General features: G+C 68.3%; 21 protein-coding genes. 11 read left to right on the top strand and 10 right to left on the bottom strand.

Annotated elements, in window-relative coordinates:
* Positions 1-286: 286 nt before the first annotated feature.
* The 4 genes from groES (at position 287) to ACIBG8_RS24655 (ending at position 3,770) form a co-directional block, all read left to right on the top strand.
* Positions 287-601, top strand: coding sequence for a co-chaperone GroES (gene groES / locus ACIBG8_RS24670; RefSeq protein WP_397346175.1), 315 nt, complete (start codon positions 287-289; stop codon positions 599-601).
* 66 nt (positions 602-667) lie between these two features.
* Positions 668-2,287, top strand: coding sequence for a chaperonin GroEL (gene groL, locus ACIBG8_RS24665; protein WP_397345277.1), 1,620 nt, complete (start codon positions 668-670; stop codon positions 2,285-2,287).
* 683 nt (positions 2,288-2,970) lie between these two features.
* Entirely contained in the window at positions 2,971-3,606 is a 636-nt protein-coding gene (locus tag ACIBG8_RS24660; protein WP_397346174.1) for a sigma-70 family RNA polymerase sigma factor, read from the top strand.
* The gene (locus ACIBG8_RS24655; protein ID WP_397345276.1) at positions 3,603-3,770 is read left to right on the top strand and encodes a hypothetical protein; all 168 of its coding nucleotides are present in this window, start codon (positions 3,603-3,605) and stop codon (positions 3,768-3,770) included. The genes ACIBG8_RS24660 and ACIBG8_RS24655 overlap by 4 nt, the downstream gene beginning before the upstream one ends.
* Positions 3,771-3,776: 6 nt before the next feature.
* Here ACIBG8_RS24655 and ACIBG8_RS24650 read toward each other — a convergent pair whose 3' ends face one another.
* On the bottom strand, positions 3,777-4,154 hold the full coding sequence (locus ACIBG8_RS24650; RefSeq protein WP_397346173.1) for a DUF5319 domain-containing protein: 378 nt from the start codon (positions 4,152-4,154) through the stop codon (positions 3,777-3,779).
* A 65-nt stretch (positions 4,155-4,219) separates the two neighbouring features.
* Entirely contained in the window at positions 4,220-5,233 is a 1,014-nt protein-coding gene (locus ACIBG8_RS24645) for a helix-turn-helix domain-containing protein (RefSeq protein ID WP_397345275.1), read from the bottom strand.
* A gap of 413 nt (positions 5,234-5,646) precedes the next feature.
* Between ACIBG8_RS24645 and guaB the strand changes: the two genes are divergently transcribed.
* From guaB to ACIBG8_RS24625, 4 genes are all read left to right on the top strand, one after another.
* The gene (gene guaB, locus ACIBG8_RS24640; protein WP_397345274.1) at positions 5,647-7,128 is read left to right on the top strand and encodes an IMP dehydrogenase; all 1,482 of its coding nucleotides are present in this window, start codon (positions 5,647-5,649) and stop codon (positions 7,126-7,128) included.
* 3 nt (positions 7,129-7,131) lie between these two features.
* Positions 7,132-8,250: a GuaB3 family IMP dehydrogenase-related protein gene (locus ACIBG8_RS24635; protein ID WP_397345273.1), complete on the top strand. Its 1,119-nt coding sequence runs from the start codon at positions 7,132-7,134 to the stop codon at positions 8,248-8,250.
* A gap of 226 nt (positions 8,251-8,476) precedes the next feature.
* Positions 8,477-9,139 carry an SDR family NAD(P)-dependent oxidoreductase gene (locus ACIBG8_RS24630; RefSeq protein ID WP_397345272.1) on the top strand — a complete coding sequence of 221 codons (663 nt, stop codon included), beginning with the start codon at positions 8,477-8,479 and terminating at the stop codon, positions 9,137-9,139.
* The gene (locus ACIBG8_RS24625) at positions 9,136-9,879 is read left to right on the top strand and encodes a phosphotransferase family protein (RefSeq protein WP_397345271.1); all 744 of its coding nucleotides are present in this window, start codon (positions 9,136-9,138) and stop codon (positions 9,877-9,879) included. The genes ACIBG8_RS24630 and ACIBG8_RS24625 overlap by 4 nt, the downstream gene beginning before the upstream one ends.
* Here the strand turns inward: ACIBG8_RS24625 and ACIBG8_RS24620 are convergent.
* The 4 genes from ACIBG8_RS24620 to ACIBG8_RS24605 are packed head-to-tail and all read right to left on the bottom strand — an operon-like array spanning position 9,848 to position 13,573.
* Positions 9,848-10,672, bottom strand: coding sequence for a ketose-bisphosphate aldolase (locus ACIBG8_RS24620; protein WP_397345270.1), 825 nt, complete (start codon positions 10,670-10,672; stop codon positions 9,848-9,850). The two genes, ACIBG8_RS24625 and ACIBG8_RS24620, sit on opposite strands and share 32 nt — an antisense overlap.
* 11 nt (positions 10,673-10,683) lie before the next feature.
* Entirely contained in the window at positions 10,684-11,577 is an 894-nt protein-coding gene (locus ACIBG8_RS24615) for a 1-phosphofructokinase family hexose kinase (protein ID WP_397345269.1), read from the bottom strand.
* Complete coding sequence (nagA, locus tag ACIBG8_RS24610; RefSeq protein ID WP_397345268.1) at positions 11,577-12,710, bottom strand: N-acetylglucosamine-6-phosphate deacetylase; 1,134 nt, start codon at positions 12,708-12,710, stop codon at positions 11,577-11,579. Before nagA ends, ACIBG8_RS24615 begins: the two co-directional genes overlap by 1 nt.
* On the bottom strand, positions 12,707-13,573 hold the full coding sequence (locus tag ACIBG8_RS24605) for an SIS domain-containing protein (RefSeq protein ID WP_397345267.1): 867 nt from the start codon (positions 13,571-13,573) through the stop codon (positions 12,707-12,709). Before ACIBG8_RS24605 ends, nagA begins: the two co-directional genes overlap by 4 nt.
* A 324-nt stretch (positions 13,574-13,897) precedes the next feature.
* Between ACIBG8_RS24605 and ACIBG8_RS24600 the strand changes: the two genes are divergently transcribed.
* Positions 13,898-14,224, top strand: coding sequence for a DUF6247 family protein (locus ACIBG8_RS24600; protein ID WP_397345266.1), 327 nt, complete (start codon positions 13,898-13,900; stop codon positions 14,222-14,224).
* Positions 14,221-14,466 carry a hypothetical protein gene (locus tag ACIBG8_RS24595; protein WP_397345265.1) on the top strand — a complete coding sequence of 82 codons (246 nt, stop codon included), beginning with the start codon at positions 14,221-14,223 and terminating at the stop codon, positions 14,464-14,466. Before ACIBG8_RS24600 ends, ACIBG8_RS24595 begins: the two co-directional genes overlap by 4 nt.
* A 79-nt stretch (positions 14,467-14,545) precedes the next feature.
* Here the strand turns inward: ACIBG8_RS24595 and ACIBG8_RS24590 are convergent, their stop codons facing one another.
* The 4 genes from ACIBG8_RS24590 to ACIBG8_RS24575 all read right to left on the bottom strand — a co-directional run bounded on the left by ACIBG8_RS24590 (position 14,546) and on the right by ACIBG8_RS24575 (position 16,515).
* Positions 14,546-14,806 (bottom strand): hypothetical protein, encoded by a 261-nt coding sequence (locus ACIBG8_RS24590; RefSeq protein WP_397345264.1) that lies wholly within the window; start codon positions 14,804-14,806, stop codon positions 14,546-14,548.
* 117 nt (positions 14,807-14,923) lie between these two features.
* Positions 14,924-15,769 (bottom strand): helix-turn-helix domain-containing protein, encoded by an 846-nt coding sequence (locus ACIBG8_RS24585; protein ID WP_397345263.1) that lies wholly within the window; start codon positions 15,767-15,769, stop codon positions 14,924-14,926.
* A 9-nt stretch (positions 15,770-15,778) separates the two neighbouring features.
* Positions 15,779-16,303 carry a DUF6879 family protein gene (locus ACIBG8_RS24580; protein ID WP_397345262.1) on the bottom strand — a complete coding sequence of 175 codons (525 nt, stop codon included), beginning with the start codon at positions 16,301-16,303 and terminating at the stop codon, positions 15,779-15,781.
* The gene (locus tag ACIBG8_RS24575) at positions 16,300-16,515 is read right to left on the bottom strand and encodes a hypothetical protein (protein WP_397345261.1); all 216 of its coding nucleotides are present in this window, start codon (positions 16,513-16,515) and stop codon (positions 16,300-16,302) included. The genes ACIBG8_RS24580 and ACIBG8_RS24575 overlap by 4 nt, the downstream gene beginning before the upstream one ends.
* Positions 16,516-16,910: 395 nt before the next feature.
* On the opposite strand from ACIBG8_RS24575, the gene ACIBG8_RS24570 reads away from it, so the two are divergent.
* A complete protein-coding gene (locus tag ACIBG8_RS24570) occupies positions 16,911-17,681 on the top strand; it encodes a DeoR/GlpR family DNA-binding transcription regulator (protein WP_397345260.1) in 771 nt (256 codons plus the stop codon).
* Positions 17,682-17,691 lie beyond the last annotated feature (10 nt).

Raw genomic sequence — 17,691 nt, 5'->3', positions numbered from 1 at the left:
GAGGTTGGCTTTGGGGTTGGGGTTTGGGTGGGATGTCGGGGGTGGGGGTTCGTGGGGGAATCGGGTGGTGGTGGGGGGTCTTGCGGGGGTGTTGGGTTCGGCTGATCGCTTAGAGCGGAGCGCTCCGGACGCGTTCGTGTTGACTGTCAAGCCCCTCTTGCATATGTTTCCTGTTGGCACTCTCCCCTTGAGAGTGCCAACGTGCGACGAGGCAGGTCTGACACCCGCGACGGCAGGCCCCGCTGGTCGCCTCTTCTAGATCATTCAAATCTGAAGGGGAGGTCCGATCGTGACGACCGCCACCAAGGTTCCCGTTAAGCCGCTCGGCGACCGCATTGTGGTCCAGCCGCTTGAGGCCGAGCAGACCACCGCTTCCGGCCTGGTCATTCCTGACACGGCCAAGGAGAAGCCCCAGGAGGGGCGCGTTCTCGCTGTTGGCCCGGGCAACTGGGACGAGGACGGGGACAAGCGGATTCCGCTCGACGTTGCCGTAGGCGACGTAGTCCTCTACAGCAAGTACGGCGGCACCGAGGTCAAGTACGGCGGCGAGGAGTACCTCGTGCTCTCCGCCCGCGACGTTCTCGCGATCATCGAGAAGTAGAGCCGTGTCGAGCCCCGGGTGCGCCTAACCGCGCCCGGGGCTTTCGACGCCTGGAGAGGACTTTCAATGCCGAAGATCCTGGAGTTCGACGAGGACGCCCGCCGCGCCCTCGAACGCGGCGTCAACGCTCTCGCTGACGCCGTCAAGGTGACCCTTGGCCCCCGCGGCCGCAACGTGGTCATCGACAAGAAGTTCGGTGCGCCGACGATCACCAACGACGGTGTCACCATCGCTCGCGAGATCGAGCTGGAGGAGCGCTACGAGAACCTCGGCGCCCAGCTCGCCAAGGAAGTCGCGACCAAGACCAACGACGTCGCCGGCGACGGCACGACGACCGCGACCGTCCTGGCCCAGGCCATGGTCCGCGAAGGTCTGCGCAACGTGGCCGCCGGCGCGTCCCCGCTGTCGCTGAAGCGCGGCATCGACCTGGCCGCCAAGGCGATCAGCGACAAGCTGCTCGCCAGCGCGCGCGAGGTCGGTGACAAGAAGGAGATCGCCAACGTCGCGACGATCTCCGCGCAGGACTCGAAGATCGGCGAGCTGATCGCCGAGGCGTTCGACAAGGTGGGCAAGGACGGCGTCCTCACCGTCGAAGAGTCCAACGCCATGGGCATGGAGCTCGAGTTCACCGAGGGCATGCAGTTCGACAAGGGTTACCTGTCGGCCTACATGGTCACGGACCCGGAGCGGATGGAGGCCGTCCTCGAGGACTCCTACATCCTGCTCACCCAGGGCAAGATCTCCTCGATCGCGGACTTCCTGCCGCTGCTCGAGAAGGTCGCCCAGACCAAGAAGCCGCTGTTCGTGGTGGCCGAGGACGTCGAGGGCGAGGCCCTCGCCGTACTCGTCACGAACAAGATCCGCGGCACCTTCACCTCCGTGGCCGTCAAGGCCCCGGGCTTCGGTGACCGCCGCAAGGCCATGCTGCAGGACATCGCCATCCTCACCGGTGGCCAGGTCGTCAGCGAGGAGATCGGCCTCAAGCTGGAGCACGTCGGCCTCGAGGTGCTCGGCACGGCCCGCCGTATCGTCGTCACCAAGGACACCACGACCATCGTCGACGGTGCCGGTGACGCGAGCGCGATCGAGGACCGGGTCAAGGAGATCAAGACCGCCATCGAGCAGTCCGACTCCGACTGGGACCGCGAGAAGCTGCAGGAGCGCCTGGCGAAGCTGGCCGGTGGCGTCTGCGTGCTGCGCGTGGGTGCCGCCACCGAGGTGGAGCTCAAGGAGAAGAAGCACCGCCTCGAGGACGCGATCTCCGCGACGCGCGCCGCGATCGAGGAGGGCATCGTCTCCGGCGGTGGCTCCGCGCTGATCCACGTGGGCAAGGACCTGGACGACCTCGGCCTGACGGGTGACGAGGCCACTGGCGTGGGCGTCGTCCGCCGCGCGCTGGTCGAGCCGGCCCGCTGGATCGCCGAGAACGCCGGGCTCGAGGGCTACGTCGTCACGCACAAGGTGGCCGAGCTGCCCGCCGGTCACGGCCTCAACGCCGCTACCGGCGAGTACGGCGACCTGGTGGCGCAGGGCGTCATCGACCCGGTCAAGGTCACCCGGTCTGCGGTGCAGAACGCGGCTTCGATCGCGGGCATGCTGCTGACGACCGAGGTGCTGGTCGTGGACAAGCCCGAGGACGAGGCGCCCGCCGCTGGCGCCGGCCACGGTCACGGCCACGGTCACTGACCTGGGCGAGTCTCTGACGGCCCGCACCCCTTTTCGACGGGGTGCGGGCCGTTTTTGCGTTCAAGGTCCTTTTGGGGGTACGGCAGGCCACGGACTCCCGCCCGCCGTCGTGGGTGGCCGTCTGTGCCCGGAGGTCGTGAGGGCTCACGGGGTCCTCGCTGTTACAACAGGGCCGTCGGGCGGCTGGGGTGGCCACAGGAAGCCCGGGGCGCTGGATCGGTCCACAGGGATGGCCCGCGCCCCACGAGGGCGCTGACGGCGATTTGGCGCGTTCCACAAGCGTTCCACGAGCGGCCCGGAAGCGCCCGGAAGCGGCCTGGGATCGACACGCAAGCGGTCCAGGAGCGGTCCACACGCGAGCCGCGAGAAGCCCCCGGAGCGTGGGCCGGAAAGGTTACGGCGTGGGCCGGAACGTCAGATCTGAGGCAGGAGGGGGGAATGTGTTGCTTGTGGGTAAGTTTGTAGGCGCCTGGGGAGGGAAAGTGTTTTGGCCGGTAAACCAAACGTGTCGGTAAAGCGTCTAGGCGTCTGACATTTGTCGTGCATTTAGGGTTATCGGGTGAAATAAACTGTCACCGATTAACCCTTAGTGTTGTCAGTCGATTACAACCCGTTATCGTCTCCTCAATGTGACCAATCCGTAGCCGTTCGCTATGACGACAGGCCCGATCAGTGCGGGCATCATGCCTATCGTGAGCGAGGGAAGCGTCGCCGACGCCAAATCTGGGGTAAGGCTCGCGTCGAGACTTCCGGTACGAGCGGATGACTCCGACCTTAGAGAACTGACGAGCCTCGCCGTGCAGGGGGATCGCAGTGCGATCGAATCCTTGCTGGGCGAGTTGCGTCCCATGGTCGTGCGCTATTGCCGCGCCCGGCTGGGCAGGGTTTCTGGGCAATATCATATTGCCGACGATGTGGCACAAGAGGTGTGCATAGCGGTTTTGTCCGCTTTGCCCAGATACCGGGATATGGGCAGGCCGTTCGCGTCCTTCGTGTTCGGGATCGCCTCCCACAAGGTGGCGGACGCGCTGCGGAGTTCCGTACGCTCCGCCGTACCCACCCAGGACCTCCCCGACGGACCGGACGAACGTCCGGGGCCCGAGGAGACGGTGGTCCACTACATAGAGGTCGAGCACGCCCGGCGGCTGCTGTCCAGGCTGCCGGACAACCAGCGCGAACTGCTCCTGCTGCGAGTGGTGTCGGGTCTGTCGGCCGAGGAGACCGGTAATGTACTGGGTATGTCACCGGGTGCTGTCCGCGTCGCCCAGCACAGGGCGTTGGCGAGACTGAGGCAGATGGCCGAGCTGGAGTCGGCTTGACGCAGGATGAAGACCTGAATGACCTGTTCGAGATCGCGGCGACCGATGCCCTTCTCGACGCGTTGTCGAGAGGGGAGGCGTCCGGCTGCGGCGATCCCGCGGCCCGCCTCCTGTCCGTCCTGACGGACGATGTCACTGACCGCCGCCGGTCAGGGGCTTTCTAGGAACGGTTAGCGGCGTTCCTCGGTGTCGATGACGCCGTCCACGTAGCCCCTGGCGTACTCCCAGCTGACGTAGTCGGTCGGGTCCGGGTGGAACGCGGGCTCGTGCACCTGGGGCAGGCCCTTCTCGATCATCTGGCGCAGGTTGCCGCGGAGCAGCTCCCAGTCGAAGAAGTGCTGCTCGCCGCACTCAGGGCAGTCGAGCACGAGGCCGAGCACGCCCTGCGGTTCGAGCAGGGAACGGAAGACCTCCACGTCGGCTAGGTCGGTGATGGCCTCGTCGCGTTCCGCCGCCGTGAGCGGTTCCGCGTCGTCGAGTTCGCCCATCGCCGAGGTGGGATCGTTCGGATCGTCCGCGAACGGGTCGCGGGGGACGTCTTCCAGCACCATTCCACCATAGTGACCGATCCGGTTCAGGGCACAGATATGCCACACCCCGACCGAACGAGCCTCTACTGGCCCAGCCAGCCGCGCCGCGCGGCCTCGACTCCGGCGTGGAAACGCGACTGCGCCCCCAGCTCGGCCATGGCGTCCGCGAACCGCGCGCGCACGGTGCGCACGGAGACCCCGAGCTGCCGCGCGATCGACTCGTCGCACATCCCCTGCGCCGCGAGCCTGATCACCTGGACCATGCCGTCGCCCCGCCGCCCCCAGGGCAGAGGTACGGCCCGCCCCCAGAGCTCCTCGAACAGCGACCGCATCACCCCCACCACGATCGGCGCCCTGATCAGGTAGAAGTTGTAGGCGTGGTCGGGCAGGTTCCCGCCCCACTGCGCAGGCAGCCCGGCCGCCCCGGCGCCCGCCGTGAGGAACCAGCTTGGCACCCTGTCGAGGGTGCGCACCCGCCCGCCCGTCTCCATGAGCCGCGAGAGCTGGTCGCGCACCCCGGGCAGCGGCAGCGTCGAGACGGGGATCACCGCGCGGAAGGTCAGCAGGTCGCGCCGCTGCGCGTCGATCCACTGGTCAGCGTATTTACGGGCGAAGTCGAGCATCGTGCGGTCGTCGGGGATGGCGGTGAGCACCTCCATGCGCGGCGACTGTACGGCGATGCCGACGACGCTCTCGTAGAGCACGTCGGCCCCGCTCACCAGCTCGACGGGGAACGGCCCGTTCTGGTAGTCGCGTCCCGCGTCGTAGTCGCGGATCAGGCTCCTGATCGAGCCGAGCGCGGAGTCGATGCGCCGGCTCTCCTCGGCGAGCCGGTCGAGGCGCTCCGCGATGAGCCTGCCGAGCGCGGCGGCGGGATGTCTGGCGAGGTACTCGCCTGAGTGCTCGTCGACGACGCCTAGCCTGACGAGGTCGTCGAGCTGTCGGCTCACCTTGTCGGCGGGGCCGTCCATGGCCTCGGCGAGCTCGGCGAGGGTTGCCCTGTGCAGACGCAGGACCGCCGTGTAGAGAGCGGTCTGGGCCGGGTCCAGGCCCAACGTCTCAAGGGGGTCGGACAGGGTCGGGGAGTCGTTGCGCATGTGCTGTGCTCCGTAGAGGGGACACGGGCGTGCCGCGAGGATAACCCGGCATTCCTGCGCTGTCCGGCCCTTGCGCCGACTGGTCGGCAGGTTGTGCAACTTCGTGCAATTGCACGTTTTCACATTGCGATGTGCCAGCGCGTGACGCAGGCTTGACCCAGCGTCGGCATCAGAAGTGAGTAACGCGGCCATCAGGACGCGGAGGGGGGTTCGGTGGCGTAAGCGCCTCACGGAGGTGCCGGTGGCCGGGGGATCGGGCGGATCACCGACCGACCGATCCCCCGGCTCTTTTGGTTGCCGGGTGGAGGACGGCGGTCCGTGGGGGTCATCGTCCTCCCGGAACCTGTTCGATTGGACCGCTGCCCTAAACTTGACCTCCGGGGTCACCCAAAAATCCGGAGGGGAATGCCAGCATGTCCAAGTTCACCGAGACTGGTCTCACATTCGACGACGTGCTGCTGGTTCCGGCCTACTCCGACCTGCAACCGGGTGAGGCCGACACCGCCTCGCGGCTGTCGAAGGGCATCACGCTCTCCATCCCGCTGGTCTCGGCCGCCATGGACACCGTCACCGAGGCGCGCATGGCGGTCGCCATGGCCCGCCAGGGCGGCATCGGCATCCTGCACCGCAACCTCTCCGTCGAGGAGCAGGCCCAGCAGGCCGACCTGGTCAAGCGCTCCGAGGCCGGCATGGTCACCAACCCGGTGACGTGCACCCCCGACGACACGCTCGCCGACGTCGAGCGGCTGTGCGCGACCTACCGCATCTCCGGCGTCCCGGTCACCGACACGACCGGCATCCTGGTCGGCATCGTCACCAACCGCGACATGCGCTTCGAGACCGACCAGTCGCGTCCCGTCCGCGAGGTCATGACGAAGATGCCGCTGGTCACCGCGCCGGTCGGGGTCTCCCGCGACGACGCGTTCACGCTGCTCAAGCAGAACAAGATCGAGAAGCTGCCCCTGGTCGACGGCAACGGCAGGCTGCGCGGCCTCATCACGGTCAAGGACTTCACGAAGAGCGAGCAATACCCCCTCGCGACCAAGGACGCCGACGGCCGCCTCGTGGTGGGCGCCGCGATCGGCGTCGGCGGCGACGCGGAGGAGCGGGCCAAGGCGCTGATCGACGCGGGCGTCGACGCGATCGTCGTGGACGTCGCGCACGGCCACTCCAAGGGCCTGGCCGACATGGTCGCCAAGATCAAGGCCAACAGCCGGGTCGACGTGATCGGCGGCAACATCGCCACCCGCAAGGGCGCCCAGATGCTCGTGGACGCGGGCACCGACGCGGTCAAGGTCGGCGTCGGCCCAGGCTCCATCTGCACCACCCGCGTCGTGGCCGGCGTCGGCGCGCCGCAGGTCACCGCGATCTACCAGGCCTCGCTCGCCTGCGGTCCCGCCGGGGTGCCGGTGATCGGCGACGGCGGCCTGCAGTACTCGGGAGACATCGTCAAGGCCATCGCGGCCGGCGCGGACACCGTGATGCTCGGTTCGCTGCTTGCCGGATGCGAGGAGTCGCCCGGCGAGCTGATCTTCATCAACGGCAAGCAGTTCAAGTCCTACCGGGGCATGGGGTCGCTGGGCGCGGTGCGCAACCGCGAGCGCGGCGGCACCTCCTTCAGCAAGGACAGGTACGCCCAGGCCGACGTCGGCGGCGAGGACAAGTACATCCCCGAGGGCATCGAGGGCCAGGTGCCCTACCGCGGCCCGGTCGCGGCCGTCGCCCACCAGCTCGTCGGCGGTCTTCGCCAGGGCATGTGGTACGCGGGCTGCCGCACGATCCCGCAGATGCACTCCGACTGCGAACTCATGCCGATCACTGCCGCGGGCCTCAAGGAGAGCCACCCGCACGACATCCAGATGACGGTCGAAGCGCCCAACTATCACAGAAGGTAAGTCATGACTCAGGTGGAGATCGGCCGCGGCAAGACAGGGCGTCGGGCCTACGCACTGGACGAGATCGCCCTCGTCCCCTCTCGGCGTACCCGTGACTCGGAGGAGGTCTCGATCACCTGGCAGATCGACGCGTACCGCTTCGAGCTGCCCGTGGTCGTCGCCCCGATGGACAGCGTCGTGTCGCCGGCTACCGCCATCGAGATCGGCAGGCTCGGTGGCCTGGCGCCGCTCGACCTCGAGGGGCTGTGGACGCGGTACGAGGACCCGTCGCCGCTGCTGGAGGAGTGCGCTTCCCTCGACCAGGAGGCGGCGACCAAGCGGCTGCAGGAGATCTACTCGGCGCCGATCAAGGAGGAGCTGATCGGGCGCAGGATCGAGGAGATCCGCGCGGCCGGGGTGACGACGGCCGTACGGCTGTCGCCGCAGCGCACGGTGCAGTACCACAAGACGGTCATTGACGCCGGGGTCGACATCTTCGTCATCCGCGGCACGACGGTCTCGGCCGAGCACGTGTCCGGCCGGGCAGAGCCGTTGAACCTCAAGCAGTTCATCTACGAGCTCGACGTCCCGGTGATCGTCGGCGGGTGCGCCACCTACACGGCGGCGCTGCACCTCATGCGCACGGGCGCGGCCGGCGTGCTGGTCGGGTTCGGCGGGGGCGCCTCGCACACCACGCGCAGCGTGATGGGCGTCGCGGTGCCGATGGCCACGGCGATCTCCGACGTCGCGGCCGCGCGCCGCGACTACATGGACGAGTCCGGTGGCCGCTACGTGCACGTCATCGCCGACGGCGGCATGGGCACCTCCGGCGACATCGCCAAGGCGATCGCGTGCGGAGCCGACGCGGTGATGGTCGGCTCGCCGCTGGCCCGCGCGTCCGAGGCGCCTGGGCACGGGTTCCACTGGGGCTCCGAGGCGCACCACCCCGACCTGCCGCGCGGGCGTCGCGTGGAGTTCGGCACGGTGGGCACGCTGGCGGAGATCCTGCACGGGCCCTCGTCCGTGGCCGACGGTTCGATGAACCTCATGGGCGCGCTCAAGCGCACGATGGCCTCCACGGGCTACTCCGACATCAAGGAGTTCCAGCGGGTCGAGGTCGTCGTCGCACCTCAGCAGCGCTGACCGTGGAAATGGGAAAGGGCCGCCGGATGGCGGCCCTTTTCTGTCCGGTCACCGCTTGGCGCCCGGCTTGGGAAGCGGACGCGGACGCGGTACGGACCGGATCGGCTTGATGACGTTGGGGTGCTTGCGCAAGTGGTGCTCCTTCAGCGGGTTTCGGTAAGTGCGATCCTGGTCCGCGGTGGCGTCGATGCCATCTGTAGGACTACTGGTGATCGGGGGTACGGGCGTGGACAGGGTGGTACTTGTCACCGGGGCCAACCGAGGGATCGGGCTGGAGGTGGCCAGGCAGCTGGCGCGCCGGGGCGACACGGTCGTGGTGACCGCCAGGGACCCGGGCCGCGTGCCCGCGATCGACGGCGACGTGCTGGTCAGGCGGCTGGACGTCACCGCCGGGGCCGACACGCTGGCGGCGGAGCTCGCTGACCGGTTCGGGCGGCTCGACGTGCTGGTCAACAACGCCGCCATCCACTACGACACGTGGCAGCGCGCGACCGATGCCGACCTCGGCGTGGTGCGCGAGGCGCTGGAGACGAACCTGCTCGGCGCCTGGCGGGTCACGCAGGCCATGCTCGGGCTGCTCCAGAAGTCGCGCAGCCCGCGCGTGGTGAACGTCTCCAGCGAGGCGGGGTCGCTGGCGAGCATGGGCGGCGGCACGCCCGCCTACACCGTGTCGAAGACGGCGCTGAACGCGCTGACGAGGATGCTGGCGGCCGAGCTGCCCGGGATGCTGGTGAACGCGGTCTGTCCCGGCTGGGTGGCCACCGACATGGGCGGCCCCGGTGGGCGGCCGGTGTCGGACGGGGCGGCGAGCGTCCTGTGGGCGGTCGACCTGCCGGACAACGGCCCGACCGGCGGTTTCTTCCGCGACGGAAGGGCGCTGCCCTGGTGAGTACGCACCAAATCGAGATCAGCGGCGACGTGGTCTACAAGCGGTTCGTCGGAGAGCTGGACGGCCAGCCGGAGCGGGAGTGGCACGCGCTGACCCTGCTGGCGCAGTACGCGCCCGACCTGGTGCCGGAGCCGATCGGCACCGATGGCGCGATGGTTGCCATGTCCCGCCTCGACGGAAATGTCGGCGCACCGGCCTCGGAGATCGTCCGGGCGCTCGACAGGCTCCACTCCTCGGTGCCCGCCGACGTGCTCGCCGTACAACCGCTGAGGCCCTGGCATCTGGAGCAGCTCAGGCGGCAGGTGGCCGAGTGGGGTGCGGGCTGGGAGCCGAGGGACCCGCTGGCCGATCACGCGGCGGCCGAGGGCGCCGCGTGGTTGCAGTCGTGGAAGCCGCCCGAGGAGGTCACGCCGGTGTTCGGCGCGGGTGACGGGAACCTGGAGAACTTCCTCTGGGACGGCGAGCGGGTGCGGATCATCGACTTCGAGGAGTCCGGGCGCAGCGACCGGGCCTTCGAGCTGTCCGAGGTCGCGGAACACGTCTCGATGTGGGAGGTCGACATCGCCGCGCACGTCGACCTCACCCCGGCGGAGGAACGGCGCATGAGCGAGTGCCGCCGCCTGCACGCGCTCATGTGGTTCTTCATGCTGTCGCCCGAGGGGCCGCGCAACCCGCCGGGCACCTTCCACCGGCAGGCCGAGCGGCTGCTCAGCCGGTTAGGATCCCCAGCAGGTGGGTGACCTCGCGGGTGACCGCGTCGCGTCCGGCCCGCATGTACTTGCGTGAGTCGACCACCTTCTCGTCCTGTGACAGGTATTCACGGACGGCGCCGGTGAACGCCTTGTTCAGGTGTGTGGCGATGTTGATCTTCTTCATGCCCTGCCGTACGGCTGCGCGCAACGTCTCGTCGGGCACCCCGGAGGAGCCGTGCAGGACCAGCGGCACCGGGACCGCCGCGTGCAGCTCGGCGATGAGCGGCAGGTCGAGCACGGCGTCGCGGGTGGTCATGGCGTGCGAGCTGCCCACGGCCACGGCCAGCGCGTCCACGCCGGTGCGCGCCACGTAGTCGACCGCTTCGTGCGGCTTGGTGCGGACGCCTGGCGCGTGCACGCCGTCCTTGCCGCCGACCTCGCCCAGCTCGGCTTCCACCCATACGCCGCGCTCGTGGCAGAACTCGACAACCGAGGCGGTCTGCCGGACGTTCTCCTCGTCGGGCAGCGCGGAGGCGTCGAACATCACGGAGCCCAGGCCCAGCTCGACGGCCTCCTCGACCAGCGCGCGGTCGGTGGCGTGGTCGAGGTGCACGGCGACCGGCACCGTCGAGACGCGCGCGACGGCCAGGGACGCCAGCGCGATGGGGGCCAGCGCGCCGTGGTAGCGCACGCAGTTCTCGCTGATCTGCAGCACCACCGGCAGGTCCAGCGCCTCGGCGCCCGCGACGATCGCCGTGGCGTGCTCGAGCTGGATCACATTGAACGCGCCGACCCCGTTCCGGGCGTTGCCGACGATTTCGCCGATACCGACGAGAGGCATGGAGGGCTCCTTCAGACGATCACGATATGGGGGTGGATCTCGGCATAGAGGGCGCGGTCGAAGTCTCCGGCGACCGGCGCTGCCACGGCCGCCGCGCCCAGTGCCGCCGCCCGGCGGAGGGTTTCCGGCCACGCCGTACCCTCGACCAGTCCGAGCGCGAGCCCGGCCACCAGCGAGTCGCCAGCGCCGGTGGGGTTGCCCTCGACGGTGTACGGCATGCGGGCGCGGAACACGCCGTCGGCGGTCACCGCGAGCAGGCCGTCGGCGCCCATGGACACCACGACGGCCCCGGCACCCTCGTGGCGCAGGGCCTGCGCGCCCTCCTCGGGGGTGCCGTCGGGTACGGCTCGCGAGAGTTCTTCCGCGTTGGGCTTGATGAGGGCGGGTTTGCCCTTGGGGGCGTTTCTGAGCGGTTCGCCGTCGGCGTCGATGATGACGGGGGCGGGGCTCATCGCGGCCAGCGTGCCGTAGAAGTCGGAGGGGACGCCTCGGGGGAGGCTTCCCGAGATGACGACGGCCTGCGCTCGTGCGGCTTTTGCTACGAAATTTCGGATAAAGCGGTCGAGTTCATCGGGGGTCACGTGCGGGCCCGGCTCGTTGAACAGGGCTGTTCTGGGGCTGTCGGAGACGACGAGCGTCGTGCGGGAGTCCTGCGCCACCGGGGTCAGGTCGTGGGGGAGTCCGGCGGTGTCGAGGTCGGCCTCGATCGCCTGGCCGGTCGGGCCGCCCGCGAGCCCGGTCACCAGGACCTCCTGCCCCAGGGCGGCCAGAACGCGGGCGACGTTGATCCCCTTGCCGCCCGCGCGCCTGTGCACCGTCTGGACGCGGTTGACGCCGTTCCAGTCGACGTCGCCCACCTGGTAGGTGACGTCGAGAGCGGCGTTCAGCGTGACGGTGACGATCATCAAGGCTCCGTGATCCAGGCGCCACGCTTCATGACGCCACTTACCTGCAGGGAATTGTCGAGCACGACCAGGTCGGCGACCTTGCCGACCGCGATCGAGCCGATGCGCTCGTCCAGGCCCAGCACGCGGGCCGGAGTCAGCGACGCGACGGTCACCGCCTCGGGCAGCGACAGGCCGACCTCCTGGACGCTGCGCCGGAACGCCACGTCCATCGTTAGTGTGCTGCCCGCGATCGAACCGCCCTCGACCAGCCTGGCCACGCCGTCCGACACGTTAACCTGCATGGTGCCGAGCACGTAGGTGCCGTCGCCCATGCCGGTGGCGGCCATCGCGTCGGTGATCAGCGCGGTCCTGCCGGCGCCCGCGACCTCGTAGGCGAGTTTGAGCATCGCCGGGTGCACGTGCACGCCGTCGTTGATCAGCTCGACCGTGACCCGCTCGTCCTCCAGCAGCGCCGCGATCGGACCTGGGGCGCGGTGGCCGAGCGAGGGCATCGCGTTGTAAAGGTGAGTGGCGACCGTGGCGCCCGCCTCGATGCCGTCCAGCGTCTGCTCGTAGGAGGCGTCGCTGTGCCCGAGGGCCGCGATCACACCCTCGGCGACAGCCGTACGGATCGTGTCGAGAGCGCCGGGAAGCTCGGTCGCGATCGTCAGCATGCGCACGTGCCCCCGGCCTGCTTTCAGCAGGCCCTTGAACTCACCGGGGGACGGCTCGCGCAGCAAGGACGGGTTGTGCGCGCCGCACCGCGCCTTCGAGATGTACGGACCTTCGAAGTGGATGCCCGCGAGCAGCTCGTCGTCGCACAGGTCGGCCAGCGAGGAGGTCGCGCGCGCCAGGTCGTCGACCGACTGGGTGACGAGGCTCGCCACCATCGTCGTCGTGCCGTGCTGCTGGTGCAGGGCGATGGCGTCGCGCGCGCTCGCCTGGTCGCCGGTCGGGAACGACCCGCCCGCTCCGCCGTGGTTGTGGATGTCGACGAAGCCGGGCACGACGTGCCGCCCGCCCAGGCTGTGGCCGGGGCGGGGGGCGGGTCCGTGGCCGACGTGCGTGATGCGGCCGTCTTCGATGGTCAGCCAGCCCTCGTGCACCCCTTCCGGGGTCACGATCCTGGCGTCGACGAGAGTGAGACTCATGAAGAAAGGATCACAGATCGCGTGAGGTGAAGGGGCTCGTCGGGGTTGAGACCGCGGGCGAACGCGCGCGCGACCGCCACCCGCTGGGCGAGAACCAGCTCGGCCATCGGGTCCCTGGCGCTCTCGACGAACGTGCCGCCGGTGACTTCCACCTGCTCGCGCAGGCCTTCCGGGGCGGTGCCGAGCATCCAGGTGACACGGCCGGGTCCGGCGATGCTGATCGGGCCGTGCCGGTATTCCATCGCCGGGTACGCCTCGGTCCACGACCTGGACGCCTCGCGCATCTTGAGCGCCGCTTCCTGCGCCAGCCCGTTCGACCAGCCCGCGCCGAGGAAACTGAACTGCTCCGCGTCTACTCCGACTAGTGGCGCGGTGAGGGCATCCTCGGCATCGGCGATCGCCTGCGTAAGGTCCTCACCCAGACTGGCCCGGAGAAGAGCGAGCTGCGTGGTGGCGAACCGCGTCTGCACCACCGACTGCTCGTCGGCGTAGTCGAGCACGATCACGTCCTTGGCCAGGTTCATGATCGGCGTCTTCGGGTCGGCGGTGATGGCCGTGGTCCTGGTGGTGGCCTTGCTGAGCAGCTCGAGGACCTCGGTCGTGGTGCCGGAACGGCTGAGCGCCAGGATCCTGTCGTACGGCCTGCCGACCGGGGCCTCGGAGGCGGCGAAGGCATCGGTCTCGCCGAGACCCGCCTGCTCCCTGAGGGTGGCGTAGGCCATGGCGATGAACCACGACGTGCCGCAGCCGACTACGGCCACGCGCTCACCTGGCTGGGGCAACGCGTCGGTCGGGATGTTCTCGACGGCGCGACGCCAGCAGGCGGGCTGTGACGCGATCTCGGCTTCGGTGTGAGTGGTCACCGCTTACCTCCCCGTGATTGATTGTTTCTGCACTTTTTATACCAGAACAACGCACATTTGTGCATACCCCTCCCAAGCCCCAACCCCTTCCTTCCATGCTGCGCTTGCCGCCTGCCCGCCCTCCGCCCACCCACCCACCCGCCCTCGGTCCCGCTCGGGCTGGTCACCTCTGGCAGTGGCCGTTCGCAGGGGGTTATCTGGCCAGAGGCGCTGGTGAACGCTCGTGCTTTCTTTCGGATGCTCCTCCTGGTGAAATCCCAGCCCTCGGGGCGCGAGCGAGTCGAATCTGGCAGCCTCGGAAGGCCGCCGCGATACGCTGAGGTCATGAGCGCGGAGCCTGTTGAGGAGCCACCGGCGTACGACCCGGCCGTGATCCTGGACGCGCTGCCGCCGGCAAAGCGGGAACACTTCCTCTTCCTGTACAGGCAGGCGTGGGAGGCGGCACGCCAGCCGGAGAACTTCCACCGTCTGCATGAGCTGCTGCATCTGTGGTCGTTGAAGGCCAGGATGTATGCCCGCGACCCTGACTTCGACCGGACACCGGAAGAGATCGAGGCGGAGCTGGCCGCTGGCGACGGTGGCGCCTACCTGGAGGATGTACTTCCCGAGTTCCAGCAGCGCCTCTTGAGGCATCAGGGCCGCCAGGGGTGAGCTATCGAATCAAACTCGAATCGTCGGCTCTGGCGAAGCTGGGCAATTTCCCGTCAGACGCGCTCGCAGCGTTGGTGGAGCGGTCGGCGACGCTAGTCGACGAACCGTGGGATGCGTCAGCGCTCTACCCGGGGCGTTCGGACTACCGAGAGACGACATTCGGTGCTGTCGGGATCATGCGGTTCCTCGTGGATGAGGATGCGGAGCTGATCCGGGTTTACGAGATCGTGTGGGCAGGCTGACGCGCAGCCTCCGTGTGTGAGCGTCAACTGGGATGAGCCGCTCCTGGGTGAACGCCGACAGGTGACGATCGCATCTGGGCTACACCAGGGACTTGATATAGAGGGAAAACGCCTCGCGACGCAGTTCCTGGCGCAGGGTCTCCTCGTTCATCCCCGCAGCACGCGCGATCTCCAGTTCCTCGGCAGTGAACGCGAAGGTGTCGTCACGGCCGTTCAGGAGGGCGATGAGCATGTCCAGCAGTCGCACGTCATAGGTATTGGAAGGTGCCCAGCCTCGCCTGGACATCCGGCCGTCCTTCTCCAGGTGGAACAGGCCATCCACGTGGAGGCGGGCGATCACGTGATCGGCCTGTCGGAGCGCAGGGGTTGTCATCGCGTGCCGCACCAGTCGGGGATGGCCACGACCCGGACGGTAGGAGCCTGCCGACCCGCCGTGAAGAAAATTTCTTGCGATTTCTCAGGCGTCGCGGCTGGTCAGATCCTCCAGCGCCCGCGTGATGATCCGCCTGGCGTCTCTGTCGTAGTGGGCCACCCCCGACAGGGCGTCGAACACGCGTCGATAGTGCGCGACCTCGTCAGGCTGTGAGAGGTGGAGCTCGGCCGTGATTGTTTCCGCAGTCGCGAGGCGATCGTCGTAGATCCAGAAGCCGTGCTTGGGGCTGACGGGGAGCATTGTCGTAAAGGGGATGACTCCCAGCCGGAGCGTGTCCATCAACGACAACGCCACCAGCCGCTCCAACTGGCCCGCCATCACTCGGGCCGGGCACAGCAGAGTGCGCAGTGCGCCTTCGGTGAGGATGAAATAGAAGTTCCGGCCCGAGTCATAGAGGATCTCCTGCCGCCGCATCCGCTCCCGCACACCTGCGTCGAGGTCGTCGGCTCCGCCCCACGTCTTGATGTTCTCGGCCAGCCGGGCGCGCGCGTAGTCCGGCGTCTGCAGCAGGCCGGGAATCAGCATGGACTCGAACACCCGCAGCGTACGGGTCGCCGCCTCGAGCTCCTGATAGGTCTGCTGTCGTTTGCCGGTGCCGGCCCTGAGGATCCGCTGCCATTCGGCGTAAAGGGTTTCCAGGTTGGCGAGGAGTCCCAGCAAGTCGGAGGCGCTGGCGTCAGCACGGCAGGCGTGTGCCCAGGCGTTGATGTCCTCTGCCGTCGGCGTCTGGTTGCCGAGTTCGATCTTTGAGATCTTCGACTGCGGCCACCCGAGCGACTCTGCGAGCTGCTTGCCGGACATGCCTGCCCGGATGCGCAGGCCGCGGAGTCGCTTGCCTAGTGCTGCACGGACCTGGTGGACGTCGGACACGTGCTGTTTCTATCGGATGTAGTCGTCATAGGGGATGGCGTGCTCCCACGCGAGCGCCTGCCAGGCCAGGTGCTGCTCCACGACGGCAGGCTCCTCAATGAGCTCTGTCGACGTCAGGGCGCCGTTGTCGTCGAAGTGCATCCACGCCACGAGCCGCTCGTCAAAGAGCCAGAAGTCGTGCTCGGGCAGGCCGATCTCGCGTGCTCGGTCTCTGGGTAGGTAGCGGATGTCCTCGCCGCCGTCGAGGTTGATGCGGGCGCCGACGAGTGCGTACCTGGTGTAGTCGCCGTGGGGTTCTGTGACGACCCGCACTCGGCGGACCTGCTTGCCCTGCTCTGAGGTGGCCTTGTGGATCATCTGCCACCACGGGGCGGCAAGCCGGGAGGCGGTGTCGTAGCCCTCGCCCGCCAGGAACTTCCTGAAGCGTTCTACCTCGTCGGGCGCGTCATACTGATCGCGCACCTCCAGCCGGAAGGCCGTACGCGTGAAGTCGCGGAACAGGGCGGTGAAGCCGTCGCCGCTGACGAAGGTCATGCTTCGCTTTCCGGGCGGGGAGCGAATCGTAGGAGCTCGCGGGGGATCTCGACGACCGTCTCGTGATCGGGCAGGCCGCGAGCCCTGAGAGTGGCGAGCGCTGCGGGGTCGGTGACCTTCTCACCCTGCACCAGGTACGTCCCGCGGTCGGTCTCGTACAGGTTGGGGCACGCCCCTCCATCGGAGGTACTGCCGAGGAAACGCAGCTGCATTTGCTTGTCCCTTCGAGCAAATTTCTCAGATTTCTCGATGGTGAACGGCGGGTGGCGTCTGGTCAAGGCACCCACTGTCACGGAATAGCCGATGACGAGCGCGACTGCTCTTCCGGGCAGGCCAGACGGTCCACGCGCAGGATCGCGACCTCGCGTTGGGGTTCTGCCCATGCGGACGAGGGTCTCTCGTCGTGGAACACCGGATGAGATTGCCGCGGTCATGTGTCGGGGCTGCAGGGTTTGGGGTGAGGCAAGGCAGGAGCGCCCAGCCGCGTGCGGTCGGGGACTGCCGGATGTGGCCGGCCACAGCAGGACCAGGGGCTGAAGGGTGGGAAGGCGGTATCTGGGGGGATGTGTGCCAGGCTTGGGCGGGATGGATCTCTCAAGGAGGACTCGTGAGTCGTTACGACCGGTGGAACGCGATTCTCGAGCTGCTCTCCCAAGAGGGCAGGCTCACCGTCGAGGAGGCCGCTGAATCCCTCGACGTGTCCACCGCCACCATCCGCCGCGACTTCGACCAGCTCGCCCAGCAGCAAATGCTCATGCGCACCCGAGGCGGCGCCGTCTCGCAGAGCGTCTCCTACGATCTTCCCCTGCGGTACAAAACGGCCAGGCATGCCGACGAGAAGCATCGCATAGCGGCCGCGGCCGCCGAGCTGGTCGCGCCCGGCGCAGTGGTGGGGATGAACGGCGGTACCACCACGTCGGAGCTGGCCCGTACGCTGGCGACCCGCTCCACCCTCGAGTCCGGGTTCACGATCGTGACCAACGCGCTCAACATCGCCTCAGAGCTCACCGTCCGCCAGCACGTGAAGATCGTGGTCACCGGTGGGGTGGCGCGTCAGCAGTCGTACGAGCTCATCGGTCCCCTCGCGTCGGGGGTGCTGGAGCAGGTGACGCTCGACGTGGCGTTCCTCGGGGTGGATGCGATCGACGTGGAACTGGGGGCCTCCGCGCATCACGAGGGGGAGGCGAGCGTCAACAACCTGCTGGTGAGCCGCGCGGGGCAGGTCGTCGTGGTGGCGGACTCGTCCAAGGTGGGCAAGCGGGCGTTCGCGCGGATCTGTCCGCTGGAGGCCATCGACACACTGGTGACCGACGAGCGGCTGTCGGACGAAGCGGCCGGGCAACTCATCGACGCGGGAATCAAGGTCATCAGGGCCTGAGAGACTCAGA

Origin of the sequence: Nonomuraea sp. NPDC050556, assembly GCF_044457355.1 — a bacterium.
Classification (GTDB): Bacteria; Actinomycetota; Actinomycetes; order Streptosporangiales; family Streptosporangiaceae; genus Nonomuraea.
This window is presented reverse-complemented; position numbering and strand designations above follow the sequence as displayed.